Below are 26,409 nucleotides of genomic sequence, written 5' to 3' on the forward strand. Positions count from 1 at the left end.
ACCGGATGGATAGGTGACAGTCGTTCATGATTTGATCAGCTGCGGCGCTGCGCTAGCGCAGCGCCGCAGCTTGCGTGTTTGCTGGTCGATGATGCCGATCGGCACGTCGAAGAAGCGCACTTGCCAGGCTCCGTCCTCGGTTTCCTCGACAGCGACTGCTTCACCGCCGAGAGCGCTGCAGATGTGGATGAGGTCGCCACGCCATTTGATCTCGCCGTTGGAGCGAACCTGGCGAACCGCGGCTTCGGATGGATAATCAGGCTTGGGAAGCCGCCTTGGCATCTCACGGGGCGAAGGCTGATAGCAGCTGGCAGGCGGGCGCTGGCCAAGCGCTTCGTGCGGCCGCTCTTCATTGTAGTCGCGTGCAAATGCCGAGAACCGACGAGCCTGCGCCGCCCGGGTTGGCGGCGGTGGCCGCATGGCTTCCAGAAGCGTGAGGTGAAAGCGCTCGTGCCGGCCGTTCTGCTGCGGGTGGCCAGGATCAATCCGTTCATGACGGATACCAAGCTTGATCCACCATACCGACAGCGCCGTCAGGCCGGTGGTTCCGGTCGAGGCGAATGGCGAGCCGTTGTCGGAGCGGATGATCTGCGGCAAGCCGTACTCGCGAAACGCCCGCTCCAGCAGTGGTTGGCATTCGCCATATTGCGTGCTGCCCGTCGCCGCCAAACTAATCAAATAGCGGCTGAAGCCGTCGGTCACTGTGAAGGGTTCAACCCGAGAGCCGTCGCCCAGTCGAATCCAGCCCTTGTGATCGAGAGCCCATACATGGTTGGCATGCCGAGGTACCGTCAGCTGCCCCATGCGCGGCGGCGCTCGTCGCCGCACCCGGCGACTGCTGACCAATCCCGCCCGTTTAAGAATCTCGCCTGCCGTCGAGGCCGACGGCCAATCGACGTCCCCTTGCCGAGCCTCGAGCCTGCTCACGATCTTGCGCGGTCCCCAGCTCGGCCGCTCAAGCCGCAGCCCCACGATCGCATCCACGATGTGCCGTGGTGTCGCGCGCCCATGCACCCGCGCGGCGTGGGAGCGTTCCGCAAGCCCCCCAGGCCCCTCCAGCCGGTAGCGTTCCAACCATTTGTAACCGGTCTTGCGACTGATCTCGTAGCGGTCGCAAAGCTCCGTCATCGTCCACAATCCGCTTCGCTGATCCGCGATGAACTTAATCCGTTGGTCCATTGCGCAGCTCTCTCGCCAAGGCATCGGCTGTTCCTCCCAGCCGACAGAGAACTGTCACCTATCCATCCGGTCTATTGTGTTACCTATCTATCCGGTCTGGACAGAAGCCACCCTCTCCCACAAGGGGAGAGGGTCAAAACACCGTGCCGTCGCTGATCACCTTAAGCGGCGGCGAGCCGTCGGGACGGCGCGAAAAGGCAATCGTGCGGCCCGCGGCCCAGGTGCCGCCTTCCAGGATGCTGGCGAGCGGCAAGGTCTCGGGGGTGCGGCCGAGATTGGCGCGGATGCGCTCGGCCAGCCGGTCGAGCAGCGCGACGGTCAGCGCGCGCCACTCCACGACCAGCAGTGAATCCACCGCATGCCCGCGCTCGGCATCGGCAGGTTCGCGCAGGCGCAGCACCTCATGATCCACGAACAATCCGCCATTGCGGTACTCGGCGAGTCCCGTCAGGCCGTCGATATCCTTCACGGTAAAGCCCGCGCGCTGCAGCGGCTCGATCAGCGAGTAGCTCAGCCATTGCGACAGCTTGTGCAGCGGCACCAGGCCCTTCGTTGCGTCGTTCGCCTGGATCGCCGGATGCCGCCAGCAATCGCCGAGCGGGACGCCCGCGAGTTCGAGCCGCGACGGCCAGATCGGCCCGAGTTCGTTCAGCACGGCGGACAGGATGGCGGGCGCGGGAAGAGCGCCGTTCACAGCGTGAGCCGCGATGTGATCGAACAGGCCGCCCGGCCTTGGCGTATCGTGCAGGCCGAACACGTCTGCACGCTTGGCCACCAGCTTGCCGAGACGGCGCAACAGATCGGCACGCCCCTCGAGCCCGAGCAGAGGATTGTTGTCGGTCACTTGAAACGCGGTGGTGAGCGCGGCGAGCGGCAGCTTTGCGAGCGCGTTCGCGTCGGCCCTGAACGGCGAGCCGGCATCGTGCGAGAACAGCCCGCCCGCGAACATCTCGAGGCTTGCGATCGCAAGCCCTTCGGAGCGCCCCATGGCGTGTCCCGTCTCGGCGTCGCGGTATCGCCACGCAGCCCCTGCGCCGGCATCGAGCAGCACGCTGACGATGGCGAGGTCGAACTCGGCGCGCGCCCGCGCGGCGCGATCCGGCCATGATGCAGTGTCGGCCAGCCGCGCCCAGCGGTCGACGCCGCCGAGCACAAAGTGCCGCCAGCGCGCATGGAACGGGATGTCCAGCGTCGGATAGGCTTGTCGCGTCACCGCGAGCACTGCTTCCGCAACGCCGTCCATGCGGCCGAGATCGATCGTGAAGTGGCTCAAGCCGCCGGTAAGGCCGCGCTCGAGCATCTGTTCGGCCCGCGCGCGAACCGCCGCTGCGGTGAGCAGCGCGCGCGCCTGTCGTTCCAAAGCGTCCGCCATCGCGCGATCAGTATTTTTCCAGCGAACGCCCGACCACGTCGCCCACGTCCTTCTCGGGCGCGATGTCGGTCGAGTAATAGCCGGCGGCTTTCTTCGCGGCGATCTCGACATAGGCGTCGGCCGGGATCAGCTCCGGCGGGATCGGCACGCGCTCGACGATGTCGATGCCTTGCGAGGTCAGTGCGTCGTACTTCATGTCGCTCATCGACAGGAAGCGATCGATCCGCTTCAGTCCGAGCCAGTGGATCGTATCCGGCATGAGCTGCTGGAAGCGGGCGTCCTGGACGCCGGCAACGCATTCGGTGCGCTCGAAATAGGCGGCGGCCGCATCGCCATCCTCCTGTCGCTTGCGCGCATTGTAGACCAGGAATTTGGTGACCTCGCCGAGCGCGCGGCCTTCCTTGCGGTTGTAGACGACGAGCCCAAGCCCGCCCTCCTGCGCGCCGCGCGCGGATTCCTCGATGCCGTGGATGAGGTAGGGCCGGCAGGTGCAGATGTCGGAGCCGAACACGTCGGAGCCGTTGCACTCGTCATGCACGCGGCAAGTGATCCTGGTGCGATGGTCCGGCAGCTTGGTCACATCGCCGAACATGTAGACGGTGGTGCCGCCGATCGGCGGCAGAAACACCTTCATGTCCGGCCGCGTCACCAGCTCCGGAAACATGCCGGCGGTCTGCTCGAACAGCGTCCGCCGCAACTCGGTCTCGCTGGTGCCGAAGCGCGTCGCGAGGCCGGGCAGGTACCAGACCGGATCGATCGCGATCTTCGCGACGGAGACGCTGCCATTGGTGTGCACGACCTCGCCGTCGGCGCGTAAGCGTTTTGCCGCCAGCGCCTCGCGAATCTCCGGCAGGTCGAGCCGCGCCCGCGTCACCGCGATGCTCGGACGGATGTCGACGCCCTCGGCGATCTCCTGGCGGAAGTTCTCCGCAACGAGGTGTCCCCAGGGATCGAGCGCGACGATCTTCGCGGGGTCTTGCCATTGCTCGAACGGCCCGATGGTTGCGGCCGGAAACGTGTTGGTGAGATCGGGCCTGCGAATCGGATCGAGCGCGCCGGCAGAGACCGCGAGCGCCCGGTACATCGCATAGGACCCGCCATGGCTGCCGATCACGTTGCGATCGCCCGTGCGCGATACCGTGCCGATGATCGGTCCTCTGGCGCGCGCGTCCGCCGCGCCCCAGTGGATCGGGAAGGCGGCCTTCCGGCCCGGCTCCGGATGGGAGGTCAGGCGGATGTGGTCGGTACGGTTCGCGCGGCTCATGTCCAGGCTCCCAAAAAGCCAATGGCCCGCCGCTCGGACGGGCCTGGCTCGGTCGCGTTGCCAGTCGAGGACCCCGGCGACGCAAGCTCAATCCAACATATTGTAGCGGCCCTCGGCGACAGACAAGTTAATCGTGCGGGACCGGTCGAACGGCCGTTCCGGATCAGCGAACGGCGCCCGAGTACCCCCTATATCTATGGAATTGTTTGGATTTTTGAAGGGGCCGGCCCGCGCCCTCCAAACAGGTGGCTGGATAAAACCTGCATATTCGGACATATCGGGCGGATCGGTTCTGCCCCGGAGAACGCCATGCCTACCGCCAGCTATATCGACCCCCGCAACGGACAGCTCTATTCCCTTGACCAGCCGCGCTGGTGCTCGGACGAGCGGACGCCGCTGCTGGTGACGCCCGGCGCCGGCATCGCGCGCGAGGACATCGATGGCCGCGCGCGATCGCTCTGGCGCTACCGGGCGGCGCTGCCGGTCGAGATCAAGAACCCGATCACGCTCGGCGAGGGCTGCACGCCGCTGGTGCAGCAGGGCTGGGGCGAGCTGCGTCCGCTCTTCAAGCTCGAATGGTTCAATCCGACCGGCAGCTTCAAGGACCGCGGCTCTTCGGTGATGCTGTCGTTCCTGCGCCAGATCGGCGTCGATGCAATTCTGGAGGACTCGTCAGGCAATGGCGGCTCGTCGATGGCGGGGCTGGGTGCCGCCGGCGGCATGCGCGTGAAGATCCTGGCGCCGGCCTCGACGTCGCCGGCCAAGATCGCGCAGGTGCGCGCTTATGGCGCCACGGTGCAACTGGTCGAAGGTCCGCGTGAGGAGTCGGAGGCCGAGGCCATCCGCCAGTCGAGCCAGACGTTTTACGCCAGCCACAATTGGCAGCCGTTCTTTCTCGAAGGCACCAAATCGCTCGCCTACGAGATCTGGGAGGACCTCGGCTTCCGCGCGCCCGACAACGTCATCGTTCCCGTCGGCGCCGGCAGCAGCCTGCTCGGCTGCGCCTTCGGCTTCCGCGAGTTGCTGAAAGCCGGGCAGATCTCGAAGCTGCCGCGGCTGTTCGCGGCGCAGCCGCAAAATTGCTCGCCGATCGATGCGAGCTTCAAGGCCGGCGTCGACACGCCCGTCGCGCGCGAGGTACACAAGACCATCGCCGAAGGCACCGCCATCAAGAGCCCGCTGCGCCTGCGCGAGATCATCGCCGCGCTGCGCGAGAGCGGTGGCGGCACCGTCGCGCTCGCCGAGGACGAGATCGTCGCCGCCCTGCGGCGTCTCGCACGGCAGGGCCTGTTCGCCGAGCCGACCAGCGCCAGCGCGGCTGCCGCGCTGGACAAACTCTCCGCCGCCGGCGCCATCAAGGCGAACGAAACCACGGTGGCCGTCCTCACCGGCACCGGGCTGAAGGCTGCAACCACCGTCGCCGATCTCGTGCAATAGGGGATCCTGCCGGACCCGCGTTGAACCTTCGACGTCCGCCGCCAGCCTCATGGAGACCGACCTTGAGCAAAGGAGAGTTCCATGATTGCGCAGGATCCGTTTGCGGGTTTCAAGGCCATCCAGAAGGAAGCCTGGTCGCTGTTCACGCCGATGGAGGTCTTCACCACGCCGGCCGCCGCCAAGCTGGTCGGCTTTGCCGGCGTTGCCGCCGGGCAAAGGCTGCTCGACGTCGGATGCGGCACCGGTGTCGCCGCGATCACGGCGGCGCGCCGCGGGGCGAAGGTGAGAGGTCTCGACCTGTCGCCCGTCCTGCTCGAGCGGGCCCGTGAGCACGCACAGCTGATGAACCTCGATGTCGCCTTCACCGAGGGCGACGCCGAAGGCCTGCCCTATGGGGACAACGAGTTCGACGTGGTGCTCAGCCAGTTCGGCCACATGTTCGCGCCGCGTCCGGATGTTGCCGTCGGCGAGATGCTGCGCGTGCTGAAGCCCGGCGGAACGATCGCCTTCTCCACCTGGCCGCCGCATCTTTATGTCGGACGCATGTTCGCGCTGGTCGGCCGCCACCTGCCGCCGCCCGAGGGCGTGGCATCACCGGTGTTGTGGGGCGATCCGAAGATCATCGCCGAGCGTCTCGCGGGCAAGGTAAGGGATCTCTCTTTCGAGGTCGACATCATGACGCCCTCCGCGCTCAGCCCGCAGCATTTCCGCCGCACCATGGAAGCGACGATCGGGCCCCTTATCAAGCTCGTTGCCCAGTACAAGGACGAGCCGGACAAGCTGCGCGATTTTCGCAGCGAGTTCGAGGCGTTGATCGCCGAATATTTCGACGGAAGCCGCAACGTGATGCGCCAGCAATTTCTGATGACCAGGGCAAGGAAGGCGTGAGCGGGCCCGACGGCAACATTCACGTGCGCGCCTCGCTTACCCTCCCCTCCAGGGCAGGGTAAGCGGCGCGTCACTCCTTCAGTTCATTCACCCGCTTGACCCACGCGCGCACGTCCTTGAGCACGGCGGGCAGCACCGCCTTGACCTCCGCGATCGTCATGCCCGCCTTGATGCGGGGGTCGTAGAGCACGTTGAGGATGTACTGGTCGTAGACGTCGAAATAGCCCATCGAGACGTTGTCGTTGAACATGGTCCAGGGCACGCTGGCGGTGTCGTTGATCGGCCCGAGCGATTGCAGCAGCTCCTCATAGGCGCAGTCGAGGAAGGTGAAATCGCCGTTGTCGACGGTGAGGATGACGTCGGAATGCTCGATCTCGAAATTGTCGTTCTTGCGAAAGCCGGACAGGCATTGCGGATCTAGCGAGTTGCGGATCTCGCGCGCCTTCTCCGCGCCGTAGAAGCTCGTGAGCGTGCGGTAGAGTTCACGGTCGCGCACCAGCTTGACCCGCACATTCGCCGCCTCGTGGGTGTCGGTCATGGCGATGTCGAGATGCTGCACGCGCGTGGCGATGTCGTTCACGACCTTCGCGAGCTGCGTCTTGCGATCGGCGCGATCGCTCTCGGCGTAGACGCGCACCGGCCCGTCGAACTTGCGGATGCGGTCGACGCGGCCGGCGAGGTGATATTCGGCGCCGAACGCCGTCTTCAGGAAGCCCTCGACGATCTCGCCGTCGGTGAAGCTTTTCTTCTCCGAGCGCTGGCGCGAGGTGATCGCGGGCAGTTCGCCCGCGGCAGCCGGGGGTGCGGCGTCAGGCACCAAGGTGAGCGCGGCGAGCACCAGGAGGGCGATACGAAGGCGAGGCGAGGACGGATTCAGAGCGCTCATCGTCCGTCGACGCTGCCGCATTCGCCTCGCGCGCACAAGTCGGCAAATTCACGCGCTCCGCGGGTTCCCCGACGCAGTCGTCCGGCCGGCCTAGTTGTTCAGCACCACCACGGTGGTGCCGACGGCGACGCGGCTATAGAGGTCGGTCACGTCGTCATTGGTCATGCGGAAGCAGCCCGACGACACCGCCTGGCCGATCGTCTCCGGCTCGTTGGAGCCGTGGATGCGATACAGCGTCGAGCCCAGATACATCGCCCGCGCGCCGAGCGGATTGTCGACGCCGCCCTTCATGTGGCGCGGCAGGTCGGGCCGGCGGGCCAGCATCTGCGACGGCGGCGTCCAGGCCGGCCATTCCTTCTTGGCGGTGATCCTGTGCACCCCGCCCCAGCGGAAGCCGTCGCGGCCGACGCCGATGCCGTAGCGCAGCGCCTGGCCGTTCTGGAGCACCAGATACAGCCGCCGCTCGCTGGTGTTCACCACGATCGTGCCGGGCGCGTACTTGCCGTTATACATGACGGTGGTGCGGGGGACGGGATTGGCGCCGGAACGGAAGAAGTTCGGGCCGCCGCCCATGATGTCGCGCGAGTCGAACTCTTCGGCGAGTGCGCCGCCTGCGGTGGTTGACAGCAGTGCGATGACGGCGATCGGCGCGGCAAAAAACCGGATCATTGTTTTCCCCAGCAAGAAATCGATTCAATGAACGCCACAGGCCATATTTGCGGGGATTCCGCAAGCCACGGGCCCGTGAGGCAGGTCCTTCTTCACGATTGGCGTTACCAAATCGGCAACCACAATTTGCCGAAAAACATTAGCCAAACCCGCGCGGGGCAGGGCCGCGATGGCGGCTATTGCTTTGACGGACCGCGCGAACAATGATTGGTCGGATGGATCACCTGAAAAGACCGGTTGCGGAGCAAAAAGAATGAACGGTGCGGAAAGCCTGGTGCGGACGATGGTCAAGGGCGGCGTGGACGTCTGCTTCACCAACCCCGGCACCTCCGAGATGCATTTTGTCGCAGCGCTCGACCGCGTACCCGGCATGCGCTGCGTGCTCGGCCTGTTCGAGGGCGTGGTGACGGGCGCCGCCGACGGCTATTTCCGCATGAAGGGAACGCCGGCCTCGACGCTGCTGCATCTCGGTCCCGGCCTCGCCAATGGCCTTGCCAATCTGCACAATGCCAAGAAGGCCAATTCCGGCATCGTCAACATCGTCGGCCAGCACGCGGTCTACCACATCGGCTACAACGCGCCGCTGACCTCCGACATCGAGGGCCTGGCCCGGCCGATGTCGTCCTGGGTCCGCACCTCCCCGGATTCCAAATCGGTCGCAGCCGACGGCGCCGCGGCGATCGCCGCCGCCAAAAGCGCGCCGCCGCAGATCGCGACCCTGATCCTGCCCGCCGACACCGCCTGGAACGAGGCCGACGGCATCGCCGAGGTTCCGGCCGAGCAGCAGCGCGCGAGCTACTCGCCGCAGGCGGTGGAGCAGGCCGCCAGGATCCTGCATGGCGACGGCGAGGGCACGCTGCTCCTGATGACCGGCAGCGCCCTCAGCGAGAAGGGTCTGGCGCTGGCCGAGCGCATCGCCGGCAAGACCGGCTGCACGGTGATGGGTCCGACCTTCCGCCCCAGGATGGCGCGCGGCCGCGGCCGTTTCTCGATCGACCGCATCCACTATGTGATCGAGCAGGCGCTGCCGATGCTGGCGAAGTTCCGTCACATCGTGCTGGTCGAGTCCGACGATCCCGTGGCGTTCTTCGCCTATCCGAACAAGCCGAGCATGCTCAAGCCCGAGGGCTGCGAAGTCCATCGCATGACCTCGTGGGGCGAGAACTCGGTCGCGGCGCTCGAAGCGCTGGCGGGCGCCGTCAAGGCCAGCGCCAAGGACGTCAAGCCGCAGGCTTTGGCCGAACTGGTCAAGCCCACCGGCGCGCTCAATTTCGCCTCGATCGCGCAGGCGATCGCCTGTGCGATCCCCGAGAACGCGATCATGGTCGACGAATCCCTGACCACCGGCCGCGGCTTCTTCCCGCCGACGGCGGCGGCCGCCCCGCACGACTGGCTCCAAAACATGGGCGGCTCGATCGGCTTCTCGACGCCGCTTTCGATCGGCGCTGCGATCGCCTGTCCGGATCGCAAGGTCATCACCATGGTCGGCGATGGCAGCGCAATGTACACAATCCAGTCGCTGTGGACGCAGGCGCGCGAGAACCTCGACATCGTCACCATCGTGTTCGCCAACCGCATCTACCAGATCCTGCGCGGCGAGTTCGACAATGTCGGCGCCGGCGAGCCCGGCCAGCGCGCCAACGACATGCTCCGGCTCGACCGTCCGACGCTGGATTTCGTCGCGCTCGCCAAGGGCATGGGCGTGCCCGGCCGCGCGGTCACCAATGCCGACGAGTTCAACAAGGCGCTGGCCGAGGCCGTCGCCGAGCCCGGGCCGCGCCTGATCGAAGTCCAGATGTAAGTTTCTCCCTCGCCGGCCCGGCCTGGTGCGCAATTGCGCACGAAAGCCGGGACCTATAACCCCCAGGGAGAAGTTTGACGAAGATTCGGGGTCCGGTACGCGCACCGCGCGCATTTGGTAGACCTCGCGGCATGGATCCGGCGTTCGCCGGGACGACACTCAGGGTGTGAAGTGCACGCGCGCTCCTCACCATGAGGGGCTGATAGCGGCGCAACTGGGTGCGCGTGATGGGCCGGGGGCAACATGCAGACCGAGCTGAACAAGGTGATCGCGGCGCTCCGGGATTTCTACGCCCACGAGACCTTCCTGTTCGAGAAGGACGTCGGCGAGCGGTCGATCACGCATCGCTTCGCCGTGCATCTGGAGAAGCAGTTCTCCGGCTGGTCAGTCGATTGCAACTACGACCGGCTCGGCGAGCGCACGCTGCACCTGCCGCGCGGCAGCATCATCTCGACCGACGACCATCTCGGCAAGTCGATCTATCCCGATGTCGCCGTGCACCAGCGCGAGATCCCGAACAATCTGCTCGCCGTCGAGATCCGCAAGGCGAGCAATCACACGCCGCTGGAGCACGACCAGCACAAGCTGCGCGCACTGACCGATGTGCATGTCTGGTTTCCGTACTGGATCGGCGTGCTGCTGGTGCTGGACAGCCATTCCGTGACGATGTCGGAGGTCTATGTCAGCGGGCTGGTCGATGAGGCGCAGTCGCGCTGGTTCGCGACACGGCTGGCGGAGATCGGCCTCGCCGGCAGCGCATGAGAAGGCGCGGCGTGCGGGTTCGCGCACGCCGCGTCCTCGTCAGTAGTAATAGGGCTGCGAATAGGCGTAGCGCGGGTTGACGCCACAAGACGCCGACGTGCCGGAGGCCGTGGCGGCGCATTGCTGATAGCTCGAGAATTGGCAGTTGCCGGGATAGCCCCAGCTGCGGCCTTGCAGGCAATATCTGTCGTTGCCGGCCTGGGCCGGCGCCGCCGACAGTGACGCGGCGATCAGGGTTGCGAACGATGCAAGCGTGAGGATGGTGCGACGCATTTCAGTCTCCTTCGAGGATGATGGAACAAGCGTTCCCATGGCCTGTCTGACGCACGGTCATGCTGGGTTGGTGTCCGCGATGCCGGATGCGTTCGAGGCGCGGTACATCGTGACGCAGCCGGCGGCGGCCACTGTGATGTCGGCCACAGTTCGCGCGCGGGTTCCGGCCTATTCTCGGCGAACTTGCACGTCTCGATCCCGTGGGATTAGGCTTTACCTCATTCGGATCAGGCATTTGGAGGTTCTGATGCAGAAATCATATTTGTTGGCTGCGGCGGCAGCGCTGGCGCTGATGATGCAAACGCCGCTTGCTCTGGCGCAGAGCGCACCGGCTGCCGGCGGAACCACTGCGCCTGCGGCGACAGGCACTGCGCCGGCCGCGACGACGGCACCGGCCGCGACGACGGCACCGGCTGCGACGCCGGCGCCGGCTGCGACCACCGACGCCTCCAGCGAGCCAACCGCCTCCAAGAAGAGCGCTTCGAAGAAGCCGGCGAAGAAGAAGATGACGCGGCAGCAGGAGATCGATCATTCGATCGACAGCGGCACTGTCCCCGCGCGCTACCGCAGCTCGGTGCCCAAGCAGTACCAGCAATACATTCCTTTCGATAAGCGATAACGGATCGCGCGGCGGGGTCGCCGGCTGCGTCGCCGTTGCCCATTGAAGGATGGCCTTGGCCATGGGATCAAGCCACATACATTGTGGTGATCCGGGAGCGTTATCGAGCAAGCCGAATGCCGGTTCGCTCCACAGGCCAAAGTCCAGGGGAAGGCGGGGGAAGGAATGAGTGACGACGGGAAGGATGCTGGCCTGGTGGCCATGATCACCAGCATCCTGGGCGGCAACAAGCGCGCAGACACCGTGACGCCGCCGCCGCTCACCGAGGCTCCTCCGACAGCTCCGGCGAACGAGCCCGAGACGGTCGAGCCGGCCGCTCTCGATGCCGCGCCGGCCGAGCCCGAGCTCAAGCCCGAGCCTGCACCCGAGACCGCGCCGGCCGAGACGCAACCGGTCGAGACGCCTGCGAAAATCGCCACCACACGGGACGGCAAGCAATTGCTGCCCGCGGAAGCGATCGCCGATCTCGTGCTCGGCGAGTTGCGCAAGCTGGAGAATTTTCCCGCGACCGGCGCCTCGGTCACGGTCTACGGTTACAGGCACTGGAACGCCATGATCACCTTTGCGCCGTTCTCGACCACGTTCCAGAACGCGACCCGGTTCCGCCAGGCCATGCCGGATCTCGTCTTCAAGCTCCGTCGTTTCGTCGAACTTGAGATATAATTCGGGCGCAAGTGCCGGCGATGATCGGGTGCGCAATCCAGGGGATCGCCGCGCGCGAACGCATCGTCCCTAGCCAACTGTTCGACAGGATACCGATTTGAGCGTCGCCTTCACCAAGGAAGAGAGCGCCGAAACCGCGTCCGAGACGCTGTTGCCGGATCGCCCGATCTCGCCGCATCCGAACCTCGTGACGGAAGCCGGCCTGCAGGCGTTGCAGAGGCAGCTTGCCGAGGCGCGGCAGGCCCATGAAGCCGCGCAAGCCATCGAGGACGTCAACGAGAAGCGCCGGCAATCGGCCGTGCCCCTGCGCGACGCCCGCTATCTGACCGAACGCCTGCGCACCGCGCAGCTCGTTCCCGACCCCGCCTCGACCGATACCGTCGCCTTCGGCAGCACCGTCACGTTCAGCCGCACGGACGGCCGGGTGCAGACCTATCGCATCGTCGGCGAGGATGAAGCCGATCCGAAGGCAGGGACGATTTCGTTCGTCTCGCCGGTGGCGAGATCGCTGATGGGGAAGGCGGTCGGCGACGTCGTTGGTTCGGGTGCGCAAGAGATCGAGATTTTGTCGATTGCGTAGGCACAGCGCGAAGCGAGGGCAGGATCGCGTGGCAAACGGCGCAATCGACAGGAGCAATCTCATTCGCCTCAAGCATGATCCGGAAGAGCGCGAGGCCGACGTCTCCGCCAAACAAAGCGCGATGGTTGGATGAGACGGTTTCTGTCCGGCGCATTGCCGTTCTACGCGCTGGCCGGATTGGCCATGTGCATGTACCTCGTCCTGTACAAGACGAACCTGTTCGACTTGAACGCCATCGTCCAGGGCGCGACCGGCTCGTCATGGTTTCTGGTCTTCATGTTCGTCTGCGTGCTGCTGGAGTCGGTCTTCCCGTATTTCGGCTACTTTCCGGGAACAGCCCTCATCCTGATGTCGGTGGCGCTCAGTCCGAAGTCCGTGGACGTCTCCGTTTTCATCGCGGCGTGGTTGGCCATCATCGTGGGTGCCGTCTTAAGTTACGGACAGGCTCGTTTCTTCAGGCCGCTCTTGCAGCGGGTTGCTTCCAGAGCGGCCCTGCGCCGATGCGAGTCCCTTCTCGATGCCTACGGTTCCTACGCGCGCGTTGCCTTGTTCATTCATCCCAACGCCTGCGCGATGTATTTCACGGCCCTCGGACTTCTCGGCGGGAAGCTGAGGCGAGAACTCGCTTATCTCTGCGTAGGTGCAGCGGCCTCGGTGGGCATTCTGTTCGTCATCGTGACCCGGCTCGTGTCATCGGTAGGCCCGACCGATGATGGTCAATTACAGGTTCTGTTGGCGGCGGCGCTGGTCGCCATCGGGACCCTCGTCGGTTTCTACGCGGCCTGGCGGCCGCTTCGGGCCGATTGAGCTTGCTGCAGAAGCCTACCGCGCGTCAGCGCTTCGCAATTCAGGCCTCCGGCAGCGCAACACCCGTCAGCTTGCTCAATCTGTCGATGAGCTGGTCCTGAAATTCCGGATCGGCCGCCTCGCCGGCGGGCTGCTCCTGCCGCAAGTGATGCCAGTAGCGCCCGCTGACCAGGGCCGCGGTATCCGCGCTCACCGCCAGCCAGGCCTGGGTCCGTTGTCCGGTGTCGAGATCGACCGGCGCGCCCGATCCACCCATCTTCGTGCGCACCCATCCGGGATCGACGGCGTTGCTCAGGACGCTCGGCCAGCGCCGCGCCAGCGCGAATGCCAGCGCGACCACCTGCAGCTTGCTTTCGGCGTAGGCTTTTGCGGAATCCCAGGCCCGGCGCTTCCAGTCGAGGTCGTCCAGCGAGCCCTCTCCGCCGCGGTGCAGCCCGCTGCTGAGATACACCAGCCGGTCGGGGCGCCGGATCAGGGCCGTCAGCATGAACGGCGCCAGCGTGTTGATGGCGAAGGTCTCGGCATGGCCTTCCGGCGTCGCGCCGCGGTTCGGCCGCGTGTAGACGCCGGCGTTGTGGATGATCGCGTCCATGCGGCCGATCGCGTTGACCTGATCGGCGATGCTCCTCGTCTCGGTGGCGCTGCCGAGATCGCCGACCACGACGCCTGCGGCACGCGAGGTGATCTCGCCGAGCGCTGCGGCGCGATCGGCCGATCGCGCGTGCAGCACAACGCGGTGACCTTGATCGAGGAGGGATTGTGCCGCCGCCCGGCCGAGACCGTCCGCGCTGCCCGTGATGAATATGACCGCCATGCGTGCTCCCTCAGATGCAACACGCGCACTCTACAGCGCCGGCGCATCACTTCCGATACTGCTCGTCGCTCACCTTCTCCAGCCAATCCACGTTCCTGCCGCCGGAGGATTCCTGGATCGCGATGTGGGTCATTGCCGTCGTCGGCGAAGCGCCGTGCCAGTGCTTCAGGCCCGGCGGGAACCAGACGACGTCGCCGGGGCGGACTTCCTCGACCGGGCCGCCCTCGCGCTGAACCCAGCCGAGCCCGGCCGTGACGATCAGCGTCTGCCCGAGTGGGTGGGTGTGCCAGGCCGTCCGGGCACCGGGCTCGAACGTGACCTGGCCGGCACCGGCGCGAGCTGGATCCTGGGCCTGAAACAGCGGGTCGATCCGGACGCTCCCGGTGAACCAGTCTTGCGAACCCTTCTGCGAGGGGCGTGACCCGTTGCGCTTGATGTCGATGTCCATCCCAGTCTCCTTCTGTGCTTCGGACGCGAGCGCCTGCTTGCGCTGAATTGCGAGAGTGGCGGCTGCGCTGCCGGCGATGAGGACGCCCCGTCGTGTGATCACGATATCTCTCCGGTCAGCGCGGCCGCTTTTCGATGACGTCCTTGACGACGGGCGCCGCGGAGAACGCGTTGGGCCAGCCAGCATAGAAGGCGAGATGGCCGAGTGCCTCGCCGGCTTCCTCCCGCGTCAGTCCATTGTCCATCGCGCGATTCAAATGATAGGTGATCTGCGCGACCTGGCCGGTGGCGATGAGAGCGCTCACGGTGACGAGGCTGCGGTCGCGCGGCGCCAAGGCGGGCCTTAGCCAGAGATCGCGGAACAGCACGTCGGTCGTGTACTGGACAAGGCTCGGCGTGGTTTGCCCGAACTGCTCGCCGACGCGCGTGGCCCGCTGCTTCTCGGCGGCCTCATCGAGCGGCAGCTGCGGCCCCGAGGCCGGCGGGAGCTGATCGGCGCCAATGTTACGGCTCCTGAACACTTCCCTCGCCGCCGGGATCGCGTCCAGCGCGTTCGCCCAGCCGGTATAGAAGGCCAGATGCGTGATGATCTCGGATATCTCCGACGGCTTCACGCCGTTGTCGAGCGCGAGTGCCAGATAGCGGGGCAGTTCGACAGTTTGACCGCGCGCGATCAGTGCGGCAGCGGTGACGATGCTGCGATCCCGGCGTGAAAGCCCCGGTCGTGTCCACAGATCGCCGACGACAAACTTTTGCGCATAGGCTTCGAGAGCTGGAGCGACGGCGCGGATGTCTTCCGGCTTTGGCATTGGATTGTCTCCTTCCTTGGCTGTCTGTGCGGCGGCAGGGCCTGCGGCCAGGCACAGGGAAAGCAAGGCGGCTGCGATCATCCTCATGACGGGGTTCCTCCTGGGGTTATCGGGTGCGTCATCAGCCACAACGCGACCAGGGCGGCACAGAGAACGGTCACGGCGCTGACGAGAAAGACGACGTTCAGTCGTGCACCGGTCGCGATCAATCCGAGTGCGGGGCTCGCCAGCCCTTGCGCGAGATCCAGGAACGCCGTGTAGGCGCCCATGGCGAGGCCGCGGCTCTGCGCGGGAACGCTGCGCATGGCCTCGACGCCGAAGCCGGGATAGACCAGCGAGAAGCCGAAGCCGGTGAGCGCAGCGCCGGCGAGCGCCATCTCGGGCCGCGCCGCGAGCCAGATCAGCGCCTGGCCGGCGGCTTCGATTGCCGCACACACCAGCGCGACCTTCGCGCCGCCGATCGCGTCGGCCACATGGCTGAAGAACATCCGGGCCAGGATGAAGGCGGCGGCGTAAGCGGAATAGGCCAGCCATCCATTGGCCCATCCGCGGTTCGCGAACAACAACGCGACAAATGTGGTAACCGCGCCGAATCGACGCTGCCGAGCGCCGAGCCCAGGCCCGGCACCCAGACGGCACCGAGCACTTCGGCAAACGAAGCGCGGGTCGGGTGGTGGAGGGGAGGGACGGCAGGGAGTCGAACGACGAGCAGGAGCGTCAGCAACGGCGCGACCGCGGTGGCGATCGCGACCGCGGCGAAGCCGCAGGCGGCGTAGAGCATGGAGCCCGCGGGCGCGCCGATCGCGAAGGCGGCGAACATCGCCGAGCCGACCCAGGCGATGACCTTGCCGGTGCTGCGGGCATCGGCGAGCGCCAGCCCCCAGCTCACGGCGGCGGTGATGATGAAGCTCTCGGCCGCGCCGAGCAGGCCACGGCCGAGCAGCAGGATGGAGACCGACGCAAGCGGCGTGTTCGTGACGCCGAGCGAGGTCAGATAAAGCAGTCCGGACGCTGCGGCCGCGAGCAGGCCGACGATCACGCCGCGCTTCGATCCGCTGCGATCCGAGAAGTGGCCCGCCCATGGCCGCGAGATCAGCGAAGCGGCGAACTGGCTGCCGGCGACCAGGCCGACCACGAAGGTGCCCTGGCCCAATCCGTCGTGGACATGAAGGGGAAGGACCGGCATCGCCACGCCGATGACCAGAAAGGCGACGAAGACCACCCCCATGATCGGCATCAGGCCGGCGACACGGCGCGGCGCAGCGGCCTCTCGAAGGGCTGTTGCCGACATGTTTGTCATAGGTCCTTGCCTTCGTTCCAGCACCCCGTCTTGGGGCCCGATGGCCGACCCCGAACCTAGGACTTCCGCGCTCCTCCGATTAGGTGATAGATTTCGAATGCGGTCATTAGCTGGGCTTATGAATGAATCGAGAGGACGCCAGCGATCTCCTCGCCTTCCTCGCCGTGGCGAGGGAGCGCAGCTTCACGCGCGCCGCGGCGAAGCTCGGCATGACGCAATCCGCGCTCAGCCAGATCATCCGGAATCTGGAGGAGCGGCTCGGCGTGCGACTGCTGAACCGGACGACGCGGAGCGTCACGCCGACACAGGCCGGAGAGCGGCTGTTCGTCAGCGTCGGCCCTAAATTCACCGAGATGGATGCCGATCTCGCTGCGCTCGGCGAATTGCGCGAGAAGCCCGCCGGGACCATCCGGCTGACGGCGACGGAGTTTGCCGCCGGCGAGATCCTGCTGCCGGCGCTGCAGAAGATCCTGCCGAAATATCCGGACATCCGCGTCGAGGTGATCATCGACTACGGGCTCACCAACATCGTGGCGCAACAGGTCGATGCGGGCATCCGCCCCGGCGAGCTCGTCGCCAGGGACATGATCGCCGTGCGCATCAGTCCGGACTTGCGGATGGCGGTCGTCGGGTCTCCGTCATACTTCGCCGAACGCAAGCGGCCGAAGACGCCGCAGGATCTGACCCACCACAATTGCCTCAACCTGCGTTTGCCGACGCATGGCGGCAGCCTCTATGCCTGGGAATTCGAAAAGAACGGGCGGGAGCTCAATGTCCGGGTGGAGGGCCAGCTGGTGTTCAACAGCGCGGGCCTTCTGCTGGATGGAGCCTTGAAGGGGTTGGGCCTTGCCTACCTCACTGAGGGGCATGTGCAGCCTTATTTGTCCGAGGGCCGTCTGGTCCGGGTGCTCTCGGATTGGTGCCCGCCCTTTTCGGGATACCATCTCTATTATCCAAGCCGCCGCCAGCCTTCGCCGGCCTTCTCGCTGCTCGTGGAGGCGCTGCGATATCGCGGCAAGTAGAAAACCTTGCGCTCGTGAAATTCAGCGCCACCAAAACACCGCCGGGAGGAAGCCGAGTTGTTTCCGAGGAGCGGGCTGACGCGTAGTCGATTGAAAATCAACTCACGGTAGGTCTGGTCGGAAGGACCCGGGAGTGGAATAATTCCCGACGCTTTCTTGATCAGATTTTGACGTCGGCCCAAACCGGCTGGCGATTTGGATTTTCATGATGGCCGCGCTTCCTCAGGATGTGGTGGCGGATTTGCAGCTGGAGAACGCACGGCTCCTGGCCGAATTGCGCGCCGCACAAGATCGCGAGAGCGCCACCGCCGACATTCTCAGGATCATCGCCAGTTCGCCCTCGGAGGTGAAGCCGGTCTTCGATGCAATTGCGAAGCGGGCCAATGCCTTGCTCGGCGGCTTTTCGACGACCGTATTCCGCTTCATCGACGGTATGGCCCACTTGGCGGCATTCACGCCGACGAATTCTGCCGCCGATGAGGCCTTGAAGAATATGTTTCCGCGGCCGATTGCCGATTTCGAGAGTTTCGCAAGAACGCAGGCGGGTAAGGTGGTACCGACCCCCGACACCGAAGCGCTGACGAACGACATCAAATTCATCGCGCGCGCCCGCGGCTTTCGCAGCATGCTGTTCGTGCCCCTCGCGTCAGGCGGCGTGGTGATCGGCATGATCAGCGTGACGCGGGTCGAGCCGGGGACCTTCGCTCCGCATCACGTGCAGCTCTTGCAGACCTTTGCCGATCAAGCCGTTATCGCCATCGAGAATGCGCGGCTGTTCAACCAGGTTCAGCAACGCACCAACGACTTGAGCGAGTCACTGAAACAGCAGACCGCGACCGCCGATGTATTGAAGGTGATCAGCCGCTCCGCGTTCGATCTGCAAACGGTCCTCGATACGCTGACGGAATCGGCAGCGTGGCTCAGTGGCGCCGACATGGCGGCAATCGTCCGGCAGGACACCGACGGTGCCTACTCTCATGCAACCCGGTACAATTTCTCGCCCGAATGGGCCAAGGTCTCGGCGGGCATTCGCCTCACCGCTGGACGCGGCAGCGTCGTCGGGCGCGTCCTGCTGTGCGGCAAAGCCGTCCAGATCCGGGATGTCGCGGCCGATCCCGAATACGCCTATCCCGAGCAGCAGAGGGCCGGTGGTTATCGCACCCTCCTGGGCGTACCTCTGCTTCGGTCCGGAGAAACGATCGGCGTGCTGTTCCTGGGCCGAAAGACCGTGAACTTATTTACGGACAAGCAGATCGACCTGGTCTCCACCTTCGCCGATCAGGCCGTGATCGCGATCGAGAATGTCCGGCTGTTCGACGAGGTCCAGGCGAAGACGCGCGATCTCGCCGAATCGCTGCAGCAGCAAACCGCGACCGCCGATGTTCTGAAAGTGATCAGCCGCTCGACCTTCGATCTACAAACCGTGCTCAACACGCTGGTCGATTCGGCGGCACGGCTGTGCGAAGCGGAGATGGCATTCATCATGCGCCGCGAGGGCGATGAATATCAGGCCGGAGCGGCGGTAGGGTTTTCCGAGGAATACATCGAATTTCTGCAAGGCCACCCGATTACCGCCGGACGGGGCACGATCACAGGTCGGGCCGTACTCGAACGCCGCCCGGTGCAAATCCTCGACGTCGCTGCCGATCCCGAATACGACCTGCACGAGTCCATTACCATGGCTGGGCAGCGCACGGCGCTTGGTGTTCCCCTCCTGCGCGAGAATGAACCGATCGGCGTGATCGTGATCGCGCGCAGGCGCGTGCAGCCGTTCACGGAAAAGCAGATCGAGCTCGTCGCCACGTTTGCCGACCAGGCCGTGATCGCCATCGAGAATGTACGGCTCTTCGAACAATTGCAGACCCGGACGCGAGATCTGTCCGAGACGCTGACTTACCAGACCGGCAGCGCCAATATCCTGCGGGTGATCGCTTCCTCGCCGACCGAGGTCGGTCCGGTGCTCGAGGCGATTGTGGAAAGCGCATGCGGGCTTTGCGAGGCATATGATGCGCTGGTCATTCTGAGGGACGGCGATGACATCGTTGTCCAGGCGCATCATGGACAAGTTCCCGTGGTGTGGAGCCGGCGACCGATCAGTGTCCATTCGCCCTCCGGCCGGGCCATTGCCGACCGCCGCACTGTTCATGTGCACGACCTGCTCGGGCCCGAAGGGGAGGAATTCCCGACAGGACGGGAAATTGCGCTTCGCTCCAACGTTCGGACCGTTCTGAGTGTGCCGCTGTTGCGCGAAGGCGAGAGCATGGGTGCGATCGTGCTCCGTCGTACGGAGGTACGCCCGTTCGGCGAGAAGCAGATCAACCTGCTTCAGACCTTTGCAGATCAGGCTGTTATCGCTCTCGGCAACGTGCACCTGTTCGAGCAATTAAACGAATCGCTGGAGCGGCAGACGGCAACGTCGGAAGTGCTGGAAATCATAAGCGCTTCATCGGGCGCATTGACCCCGGTCTTCCACAAGATGCTGGAGAACGCGACGCGAATCTGCGGCGCCGGCTTCGGCACCATGAATCTCTACGAGGATGGCGGCTTTCGCACGGTCGCCCTGCACAACGCGCCGCAAGCCTATGTTGACACCCGGCTCTACCAGAGCATTCGCCCGCATCCGGCGAGCGGGCTCGGCACCGTCGAGAAAACTCATCAGACGGTTCATATCGACGATATCAGGACGCAGCCGCCCTATGTCGAAGGCAACGCGAACGTTCGCGCGCTTGCCGATCTTGCCGGCGCAAGGACCCTCGTCATCGTGCCCATGCTCAAGGAGGATGAGCTGATCGGCACCATCACGATCTTTCGTCAGGAAGTGAAACCATTCACAGACAAGCAGATCGAGCTCGTGTCCAATTTCGCACACCAGGGCGTGATCGCGATCGAGAACGCACGCCTGCTGAACGAACTGCGCGAGCGCACCATGGAACTGTCGCAATCGCTCGAGGAATTGCGAAATGCGCAGGATCGGTTGATTCAGACCGAGAAGCTGGCCTCGCTCGGGCAACTCACCGCCGGCATTGCCCATGAGATCAAGAACCCGCTCAATTTCGTCAATAATTTCGCTGCGCTTTCCTCCGAACTGATCGACGAACTCGGCGACGAGTTGCGCTCGGTCGCGCTCGGCGAGGCCGCAAGGCATGACATCGACGCGCTGATACACGTGCTGCAAGGCAATTTGGACAAGATCGTGCAGCACGGAACCCGGGCCGATTCCATCGTCAAGAACATGCTCCTGCACTCGCGCGAGGGGTCTGGCGAGCGCCGCTCGGTCGATATCAACGCCATCGTCGAGGAAAGTCTCAACCTCGCCTATCACGGCGCGCGCGCCGAAAAGGCAGGCTTCGATATCACGCTCGAAAGGAATCTCGATCCGTCTGCGGGGGTGCTCGAGCTGTATCCGCAGGAAATCACGCGGGTGTTCCTCAATCTCGTTTCCAATGGCTTCTACGCGGCCGGCAAACAAAGGGACGCCGTCGGCGACGGCTTCGAGCCAAGGCTGCGCGCGACCACCACAAATCTCGGCGGTGCCGTGCAAATCCGAATTCGCGACAACGGCGCCGGCATCCCGGCCGACGTGCGAGAGAAAATATTCAACCCCTTCTTCACAACCAAGCCCGCGGGCGAAGGAACCGGCCTTGGCCTTTCAATCTGCCACGACATCATTGTGAAGCAGCACGGCGGTAGCATCGAGGTCGATACCGCGCCTGGCGATTATACTGAGTTCATCATCACGCTGCCGCGTACGCTGGCGGCACCAGTGCAGACCGGAGGCCGAAGTTGAGCGTCTACATCATGGTGGTCGACGACGAGCCCGACGTCGAGGCGCTGTTCCGCCAGCAATTTCGACGCGATCTGCGCGCCGGTCGTTTTCTCATGGAGTTTGCATCGTCGGCCCCCGCGGCCTTGCAGCGCGCGGTCGAGATTGAGGATGCCGCCCTTATCCTGATCCTGTCCGATATCAACATGCCCGGAATGAGCGGCCTGGAGATGCTACCTATCGTGCGTTCGGCCCGCCCCGATGTTCCGGTCATCATGATCACGGCCTACGGCGACGCCGAGACCAAGCGCAAGGCGCTCGCGAATGGAGCAGCCGACCTGTTGACCAAACCGATCGACTTCGCAGCGCTGCGCCAGGAGATCGATACAAGGCTTGAGCGAGCCGCATGACTGCGACCATTCTCGTGGTTGATGACGAATCGGCTCGGTATGCAAGGTGAAACCACATCCCGGGTGAGATTGGCCATCCCTATGTCCATGGTCACCGAAAATGCTGGAGGGCGAGAATGAAGACGCTCCTGGTCCCGCTTCAGAATATTTCGATGATGACATCGACGCTCGATGTCGTCGTCGGCCTCGCGCAACGCTGCGGCGCCTATGTCGAAGGCTTTCCACTCCGGTTTGGCGTCCCTCCATATCTGGTCGCGGAATTGTCCACCGGCATTCCCATGGAGTCGTATCAGGCGCAGAGCGAAGTCGAATTGAACGACATGCGCAACTTTTTCGAAGCATTCATGCTGAAGCACGATATTCCTCGCGCCAGTGCGGGTTCGGAGCGACCATGCTTCGGTTGGCTGGAAGGTGCGCCTGTGGGCGAAGATTTCGTCGGAAGTCATGGGCGCGCATTCGATCTGATCGTGATGGCGCGGTCCGACGCCGATGCTGCGGGCCCTCACCGTCGCGCGATCGAATCCGCGTTGTTTGAGAGCGGCAAGCCCGTTCTGCTGGCGCCGTTGAACGCACCAAGAAGCATCGCGACCAACATCATGATCCACTGGAACGGTAGTACCGAGCAAGCTCGGGCAAATGCATTTGCCATGCCGCTGCTTCGTCGCGCCGAACGGGTATCGGTCCTGACCGTCGTTGGGGGGCAGGGGGTGCCGGGACCATCTGCCGACCGGATCGTCCAGCAACTGCGCTACAACGACATTGCAGCCGATGTGACGAGGGTTGAACTGGACAATCGCGACACCGGCGAGGCGGTCCTCGATGCCGCCAGAGCTCAAGGCTGTGATCTATTGATCAAAGGAGCCTTCACCCGCACGAGGCTGCGGCAAATGATCTTCGGCGGGGCGACCAGCCATATCATGGACCACGCGGATTTGCCGGTGCTGATGGCTCATTAGCGCATGATCCAGACCCGAAGGGCCGCGTTAGCGCAAAGTGTGCAGCGGTTTTCCCTCGCGACAAACGCGGAACGCGTTTGCGCGGAGATCATGCGCAAACAAGAACCTAAAGCGCGATGACGATTCGTCTCGATCTCATTGCGCTTTCTCGCATCAGGACGAGCGCCGCACCGGCGAAGTCTGCCGATGATACGATCCTACCCGTGTTTTGCCCGACGCGTCAATCGAAATTCGGAAAATGCGTAACGTCTTGTTTCGGCTCGCGTCCGCTACTGTGCATGGGGTTGTTTTCGCACTTTTTGATGGGGACGGGTTGTCGAACGCCATCGGGCGATCAGTGATCGCCGGCAGCCGGTCTGGTTGAGGAAATTGAATGGTGGGCGCACAAGGGATCGAACCTTGGACCTCTCCCGTGTGAAGGGCAAGGTCGCCATTCGCAAGTCGTTGATCGCGCGAGAAAAATGTGCTGCTTAGTCATCGGTTGCGCTAGTTTTGCACTACTTTCGATAGATCATTCCGGCGCCCCATCCCTTTCACAAACTTCCTAGCCATGCCGACAGGGTCTGCCATCCAAGGCGCTTTCGACCAAGCGCTGATAACGGGCAGCATATTGATGGCCTCGATAAGAGGGGCTTGCGGGACATGTGTGTAGTGACGACTCATATCGTCTACGGCATGGCCCAGAATCTGATCCTTGATGTGTGGATGCACTCCGGCGATAACTAGTTGAGTGGAGACCGTGTGGCGTGCCGTGTAGGGACTGATGCCGCCGATACCCGACCTCTTCCTGGCGTTCCTGATAGCTGTTTTCATTTGGCCACTGATCCCTGCACGGACGGGGTATGGGGTGCCCAACGAGCTTCGAAATAATAGACCACCTCGTTCTATCAAAGCCTTGAAGAGAGGGACCAAGAACTCATGGATCGGAATTCCTCGCGGTTCTCCGATCTTAGAGTTTGCTAGGGTGATCCAACGCCCTTCAAGGTCCACCATGTCAGCCGATAGTACGAACAGCTCGATTGGGCGCATTCCCGTATAGAAGAGTGCCGTCATGACCATTGCCGGTGCAGGGGACATAGACACAACAAAATCACAAGCTCGTTCGTACCCAACTGCTTTAGTACCGGCGCGCAATGCCTTCGCCCGAATGATGTTGGTGCCCTTGGGTTTCTTTGGGCGTTTCCACTTCCGTGACGAGTCCGGTAGCGCATGGTTCCAGACCGCGATGAAAGGCGTGTAGCATTGCCGGTTCTTCGTATCTTGCTGCGTACGAGGACATAATTTTTCAGCGGCTGCGTCCAAGTCTTCTTGGGTGATCTTATGAAGTATCTTGGTTTCGAAATAGCCTAGAAGCCCCGTCCACCTTCCATTGACTTCTTTGCCGAGAAATCGAGCCGATCCTCCGGCTGCCATATATGAAACCGCCGCCTCAAAAAACGTGAGGTTAGCTTCCCTTCCGTAGATGCTATCTTGCAAGAGGCGAGCTTCGCGCTTTATGCGGATGGCTTCGGCAGCCTTCTTGTCGTTAGTTCCCGTGCTTTCGAATACAGCTTGTTTTCGGACAGTGCCACGAAGGTACCAGTATTCTGAGCCCTTTCGTCTGACAAGTTTGAGCGGCAACGCATAGTCTCCCAGATCGATAACAAATCTTGCTCAGAGAACAGGAAGAGCCGTCCGTTCTTTGAGTAAAAAGGGTGGCGCTTGACCAGCTCCCTCAACGCCCTCTTGCTGATCCTTAGTTTCAGCGCGGCTTCCTTCAAATTGAAGATTCGGCCGATGCCCGGCAAGTTGTCGTTGGCGTGAAGCGGGGTCGATGGTTCGAAGCCGCTCAAATCCTTTCCCCGCAAAAATTAATAGACTCAGAAGACTCTTTTAGAGTACGTAAGTGCACGGTGTCAAGCCGGGGCTCACTCGAACTCATCGAGGGCCACCGTGCCACCATAGCTTCTCAAATCGCGGCGCAAGCCAACAGGCGTCTGAAGACCAGGAAAACGCATGAACAACTCAATTATGATCGCTGCGCTCGGCTATGCCGCGCTTGGCTGGCCCGTATTTCCGTGCAATCCCGCAGATAAGAGTCCTCTAACGCCGCGTGGCTTCAAGAACGCGACCATCGATCACGACATTATCAACGCGTGGTGGTCGCAGTGGCCAAATGCAATGATCGGCATTCCAACCGGCATTGCGTCCGGCCTTTGGATTCTCGACATCGATATCAAAGAGAATGCAGATGGCGCGGCCGCGCTGGCGCGACTTGAAGCAACGCACGGTGAGCTACCCGATACTTACACGGTAGCTTCGCCATCAGGCGGTAGGCACTTTTACTTCCGCTACGTCGATGGAATTGGAAATCGGGGAGGCTTTGAACCAGGAATCGATGTGCGCGGTGAAGGGGGCTACGTGATTGCGGCGGGTTTCGAACATGGCGCGGGGGCGCCAATCCTGCTTTTGAATTCTGAATAGTCCGGGATGAGTAATTTCGTCCTCAAGGCGTTTGATGGCTGGCGATCCGATGAGGCTCTTGAATAGGTTGGGAAAGGTGGGAAGCTGTTTGTAATGGGCGACAAAGTTGAATGTCTTTGTTCTGTGGTCGAATTCGATATCTAGAAATTCCCAAAATGGAATTTGCGATTCGATGTCGGTTGTATCGTCGCGTAGTCTGCTTTCGAGATCGCGCATGTGGCTCATGAGAAAGGACTCTTTTAGCCGCGATACCAACTCGTCTTCAAAGTAAAGTCGATAGACTTGGTTGGCGCGAACTTTTGGATGAGTGCTTACTACTCGTCCCTTGTATGAGCGGCCCTCGAAGGTAACTGATACGGCTGTTACCGGATTTTTCGAGTTGAGGATTCCCGGAAAGACGCGATCAAATTTCCATAGCGCACACACCCAGTTGGGGATGGTTGTGCCAGCATCTCTGAAAATGGAGTTATCAACCTTCTTTCGCCACAACGGAAACTTGACACCGGTTCTCTCAATCTTTTCCGTCTGCTTATTCCTTCTGCGCAACGAAACGAGCGGCGCGTTCGGCACTACGTCCCCCTATCCAGTTCGTCCAGGTGCTGCTCTATACATGTTGGTAGCTTTCGATTGCGTCCCCAAAGACCGTGCTATGATTCGCAATCCGCCAAGCTAAACATTAAGATGTATTAGCTAAAAGGTACACGTATTGAATAGCGGTCTTCAAGGTCCAGAAGGATCGAATTTGGTTTTGGGCCGCTTGTCTAAGACCTCAGTCACACTCCGATAGAACGTCACCGAACCTGGTCGCGCAGTGTGGTCCCAAACAGTGACTTCGGCCGATACGACCACGAACGCGGGTCTGGTTGAGACTTCCGTTGAAGGTGAACCCGCGTTCTCTCTCTATTCATCGCTCGGTACGGCGCCCGACGCCAACAACAGCACGCGTCAGTTTCTTCCGGCGAACACGGCGGTTGATATCTTCGGTGACGGTGCGGGCGGCGAAAAAGTGGCTTGGATTCTGGCATAAAATCGGGGCGTTCTGTGGGAGATAGTGCGCGTCCATAAAGCGAGTACTCTCCGCTTGCGGCGCCCGACGTTGAGCGCGGCGACGTGTCCCGGGATGTCCCACCCGCCACCGGTCGTTCTGGGAATCTAAAGCAGGATGGAGGCAACGGATGGATAGCCGTTGACTGTCCCAAGCTCGCGTCGCCGGTTTGGTATGGAA

At 63.3% G+C, this 26,409-nt stretch carries 26 protein-coding genes and 1 pseudogene; 14 read left to right on the forward strand and 13 right to left on the reverse strand.

All coding sequences use genetic code 11. From position 1 onward, the window contains the following. Positions 1-24: 24 nt before the first annotated feature. From HAP40_RS08290 to HAP40_RS08300, 3 genes are all read right to left on the reverse strand, one after another. The gene (locus tag HAP40_RS08290; RefSeq protein ID WP_166811086.1) at positions 25-1,179 is read right to left on the reverse strand and encodes an integrase core domain-containing protein; all 1,155 of its coding nucleotides are present in this window, start codon (positions 1,177-1,179) and stop codon (positions 25-27) included. Between the two features lie 133 nt (positions 1,180-1,312). Beyond that, the gene (locus HAP40_RS08295; protein ID WP_166818265.1) at positions 1,313-2,551 is read right to left on the reverse strand and encodes a URC4/urg3 family protein; all 1,239 of its coding nucleotides are present in this window, start codon (positions 2,549-2,551) and stop codon (positions 1,313-1,315) included. Positions 2,552-2,558: 7 nt separating this feature from the next. After that, the gene (locus tag HAP40_RS08300; protein ID WP_166818264.1) at positions 2,559-3,815 is read right to left on the reverse strand and encodes a GTP cyclohydrolase II; all 1,257 of its coding nucleotides are present in this window, start codon (positions 3,813-3,815) and stop codon (positions 2,559-2,561) included. A 309-nt stretch (positions 3,816-4,124) separates the two neighbouring features. Here HAP40_RS08300 and HAP40_RS08305 point away from each other — a divergent pair, with 309 nt between their 5' ends. Then, complete coding sequence (locus tag HAP40_RS08305; RefSeq protein ID WP_166818263.1) at positions 4,125-5,252, forward strand: threonine synthase; 1,128 nt, start codon at positions 4,125-4,127, stop codon at positions 5,250-5,252. 81 nt (positions 5,253-5,333) lie between these two features. Beyond that, entirely contained in the window at positions 5,334-6,140 is an 807-nt protein-coding gene (locus tag HAP40_RS08310; protein ID WP_166818262.1) for a class I SAM-dependent methyltransferase, read from the forward strand. 70 nt (positions 6,141-6,210) lie between these two features. Here HAP40_RS08310 and HAP40_RS08315 read toward each other — a convergent pair whose 3' ends face one another. After that, positions 6,211-7,026, reverse strand: a complete 816-nt coding sequence (locus tag HAP40_RS08315; protein WP_166818261.1) for a DUF2927 domain-containing protein — start codon at positions 7,024-7,026, stop codon at positions 6,211-6,213. Positions 7,027-7,116: 90 nt separating this feature from the next. Beyond that, complete coding sequence (locus HAP40_RS08320; RefSeq protein ID WP_166818260.1) at positions 7,117-7,695, reverse strand: L,D-transpeptidase; 579 nt, start codon at positions 7,693-7,695, stop codon at positions 7,117-7,119. Between the two features lie 253 nt (positions 7,696-7,948). On the opposite strand from HAP40_RS08320, the gene HAP40_RS08325 reads away from it, so the two are divergent. Next, on the forward strand, positions 7,949-9,496 hold the full coding sequence (locus tag HAP40_RS08325; RefSeq protein WP_166818259.1) for an acetolactate synthase large subunit: 1,548 nt from the start codon (positions 7,949-7,951) through the stop codon (positions 9,494-9,496). A 243-nt stretch (positions 9,497-9,739) separates the two neighbouring features. Continuing rightward, complete coding sequence (locus HAP40_RS08330) at positions 9,740-10,258, forward strand: hypothetical protein (protein ID WP_166818258.1); 519 nt, start codon at positions 9,740-9,742, stop codon at positions 10,256-10,258. 39 nt (positions 10,259-10,297) lie between these two features. On the opposite strand, the gene HAP40_RS08335 is transcribed toward HAP40_RS08330, so the two are convergent. Beyond that, a complete protein-coding gene (locus tag HAP40_RS08335) occupies positions 10,298-10,531 on the reverse strand; it encodes a DUF3551 domain-containing protein (protein WP_166818257.1) in 234 nt (77 codons plus the stop codon). Positions 10,532-10,778: 247 nt separating this feature from the next. On the opposite strand from HAP40_RS08335, the gene HAP40_RS08340 reads away from it, so the two are divergent. The 4 genes from HAP40_RS08340 (at position 10,779) to HAP40_RS08355 (ending at position 13,200) form a co-directional block, all read left to right on the forward strand. After that, positions 10,779-11,150, forward strand: coding sequence for a hypothetical protein (locus HAP40_RS08340; protein ID WP_166818256.1), 372 nt, complete (start codon positions 10,779-10,781; stop codon positions 11,148-11,150). A gap of 165 nt (positions 11,151-11,315) precedes the next feature. Beyond that, positions 11,316-11,813, forward strand: a complete 498-nt coding sequence (locus HAP40_RS08345; RefSeq protein WP_166818255.1) for a hypothetical protein — start codon at positions 11,316-11,318, stop codon at positions 11,811-11,813. Between the two features lie 97 nt (positions 11,814-11,910). Continuing rightward, positions 11,911-12,393, forward strand: coding sequence for a transcription elongation factor GreA (gene greA, locus HAP40_RS08350; protein WP_166818254.1), 483 nt, complete (start codon positions 11,911-11,913; stop codon positions 12,391-12,393). 129 nt (positions 12,394-12,522) lie between these two features. Further along, positions 12,523-13,200, forward strand: coding sequence for a hypothetical protein (locus HAP40_RS08355; RefSeq protein WP_166818253.1), 678 nt, complete (start codon positions 12,523-12,525; stop codon positions 13,198-13,200). A gap of 40 nt (positions 13,201-13,240) precedes the next feature. Here the strand turns inward: HAP40_RS08355 and HAP40_RS08360 are convergent, their stop codons facing one another. The 5 genes from HAP40_RS08360 to HAP40_RS08380 all read right to left on the reverse strand — a co-directional run bounded on the left by HAP40_RS08360 (position 13,241) and on the right by HAP40_RS08380 (position 16,561). Beyond that, positions 13,241-14,014, reverse strand: a complete 774-nt coding sequence (locus HAP40_RS08360) for an SDR family NAD(P)-dependent oxidoreductase (protein WP_166818252.1) — start codon at positions 14,012-14,014, stop codon at positions 13,241-13,243. A gap of 46 nt (positions 14,015-14,060) precedes the next feature. Beyond that, on the reverse strand, positions 14,061-14,456 hold the full coding sequence (locus HAP40_RS08365; protein ID WP_208024953.1) for a (R)-mandelonitrile lyase: 396 nt from the start codon (positions 14,454-14,456) through the stop codon (positions 14,061-14,063). A gap of 121 nt (positions 14,457-14,577) precedes the next feature. After that, on the reverse strand, positions 14,578-15,357 hold the full coding sequence (locus HAP40_RS08370) for a carboxymuconolactone decarboxylase family protein (protein WP_166818251.1): 780 nt from the start codon (positions 15,355-15,357) through the stop codon (positions 14,578-14,580). Further along, complete coding sequence (locus tag HAP40_RS08375; RefSeq protein ID WP_334270953.1) at positions 15,354-15,758, reverse strand: MFS transporter; 405 nt, start codon at positions 15,756-15,758, stop codon at positions 15,354-15,356. Before HAP40_RS08375 ends, HAP40_RS08370 begins: the two co-directional genes overlap by 4 nt. Continuing rightward, positions 15,671-16,561, reverse strand: a complete 891-nt coding sequence (locus HAP40_RS08380) for an MFS transporter (protein WP_334270954.1) — start codon at positions 16,559-16,561, stop codon at positions 15,671-15,673. Before HAP40_RS08380 ends, HAP40_RS08375 begins: the two co-directional genes overlap by 88 nt. A 131-nt stretch (positions 16,562-16,692) precedes the next feature. On the opposite strand from HAP40_RS08380, the gene HAP40_RS08385 reads away from it, so the two are divergent. The 4 genes from HAP40_RS08385 to HAP40_RS08400 all read left to right on the forward strand — a co-directional run bounded on the left by HAP40_RS08385 (position 16,693) and on the right by HAP40_RS08400 (position 22,721). Beyond that, a complete protein-coding gene (locus HAP40_RS08385; RefSeq protein WP_166818250.1) occupies positions 16,693-17,592 on the forward strand; it encodes a LysR family transcriptional regulator in 900 nt (299 codons plus the stop codon). A 208-nt stretch (positions 17,593-17,800) separates the two neighbouring features. Then, positions 17,801-21,379 (forward strand): GAF domain-containing protein, encoded by a 3,579-nt coding sequence (locus tag HAP40_RS08390; protein WP_414645394.1) that lies wholly within the window; start codon positions 17,801-17,803, stop codon positions 21,377-21,379. After that, entirely contained in the window at positions 21,376-21,765 is a 390-nt protein-coding gene (locus HAP40_RS08395; RefSeq protein ID WP_166818248.1) for a response regulator, read from the forward strand. Before HAP40_RS08390 ends, HAP40_RS08395 begins: the two co-directional genes overlap by 4 nt. A gap of 116 nt (positions 21,766-21,881) precedes the next feature. Then, entirely contained in the window at positions 21,882-22,721 is an 840-nt protein-coding gene (locus HAP40_RS08400) for a universal stress protein (protein WP_166818247.1), read from the forward strand. 486 nt (positions 22,722-23,207) lie between these two features. Here the strand turns inward: HAP40_RS08400 and HAP40_RS08405 are convergent, their stop codons facing one another. Together HAP40_RS08405 and HAP40_RS37300 are read right to left on the reverse strand one after the other, a co-directional pair. After that, positions 23,208-24,341: a site-specific integrase gene (locus tag HAP40_RS08405; RefSeq protein WP_166818246.1), complete on the reverse strand. Its 1,134-nt coding sequence runs from the start codon at positions 24,339-24,341 to the stop codon at positions 23,208-23,210. Positions 24,342-24,406: 65 nt separating this feature from the next. Beyond that, positions 24,407-24,568: pseudogene (locus tag HAP40_RS37300) on the reverse strand (hypothetical protein); the annotation flags it as partial. Positions 24,569-24,716: 148 nt separating this feature from the next. Between HAP40_RS37300 and HAP40_RS08410 the strand changes: the two are divergent. Next, positions 24,717-25,184 (forward strand): bifunctional DNA primase/polymerase, encoded by a 468-nt coding sequence (locus tag HAP40_RS08410; protein WP_166818245.1) that lies wholly within the window; start codon positions 24,717-24,719, stop codon positions 25,182-25,184. A gap of 826 nt (positions 25,185-26,010) precedes the next feature. Beyond that, positions 26,011-26,211, forward strand: a complete 201-nt coding sequence (locus HAP40_RS08415) for a hypothetical protein (protein WP_166818244.1) — start codon at positions 26,011-26,013, stop codon at positions 26,209-26,211. Positions 26,212-26,409: the final 198 nt, after the last annotated feature.

The sequence above is a fragment of the Bradyrhizobium sp. 1(2017) genome, from assembly GCF_011602485.2.
Taxonomy (GTDB): Bacteria; Pseudomonadota; Alphaproteobacteria; order Rhizobiales; family Xanthobacteraceae; genus Bradyrhizobium.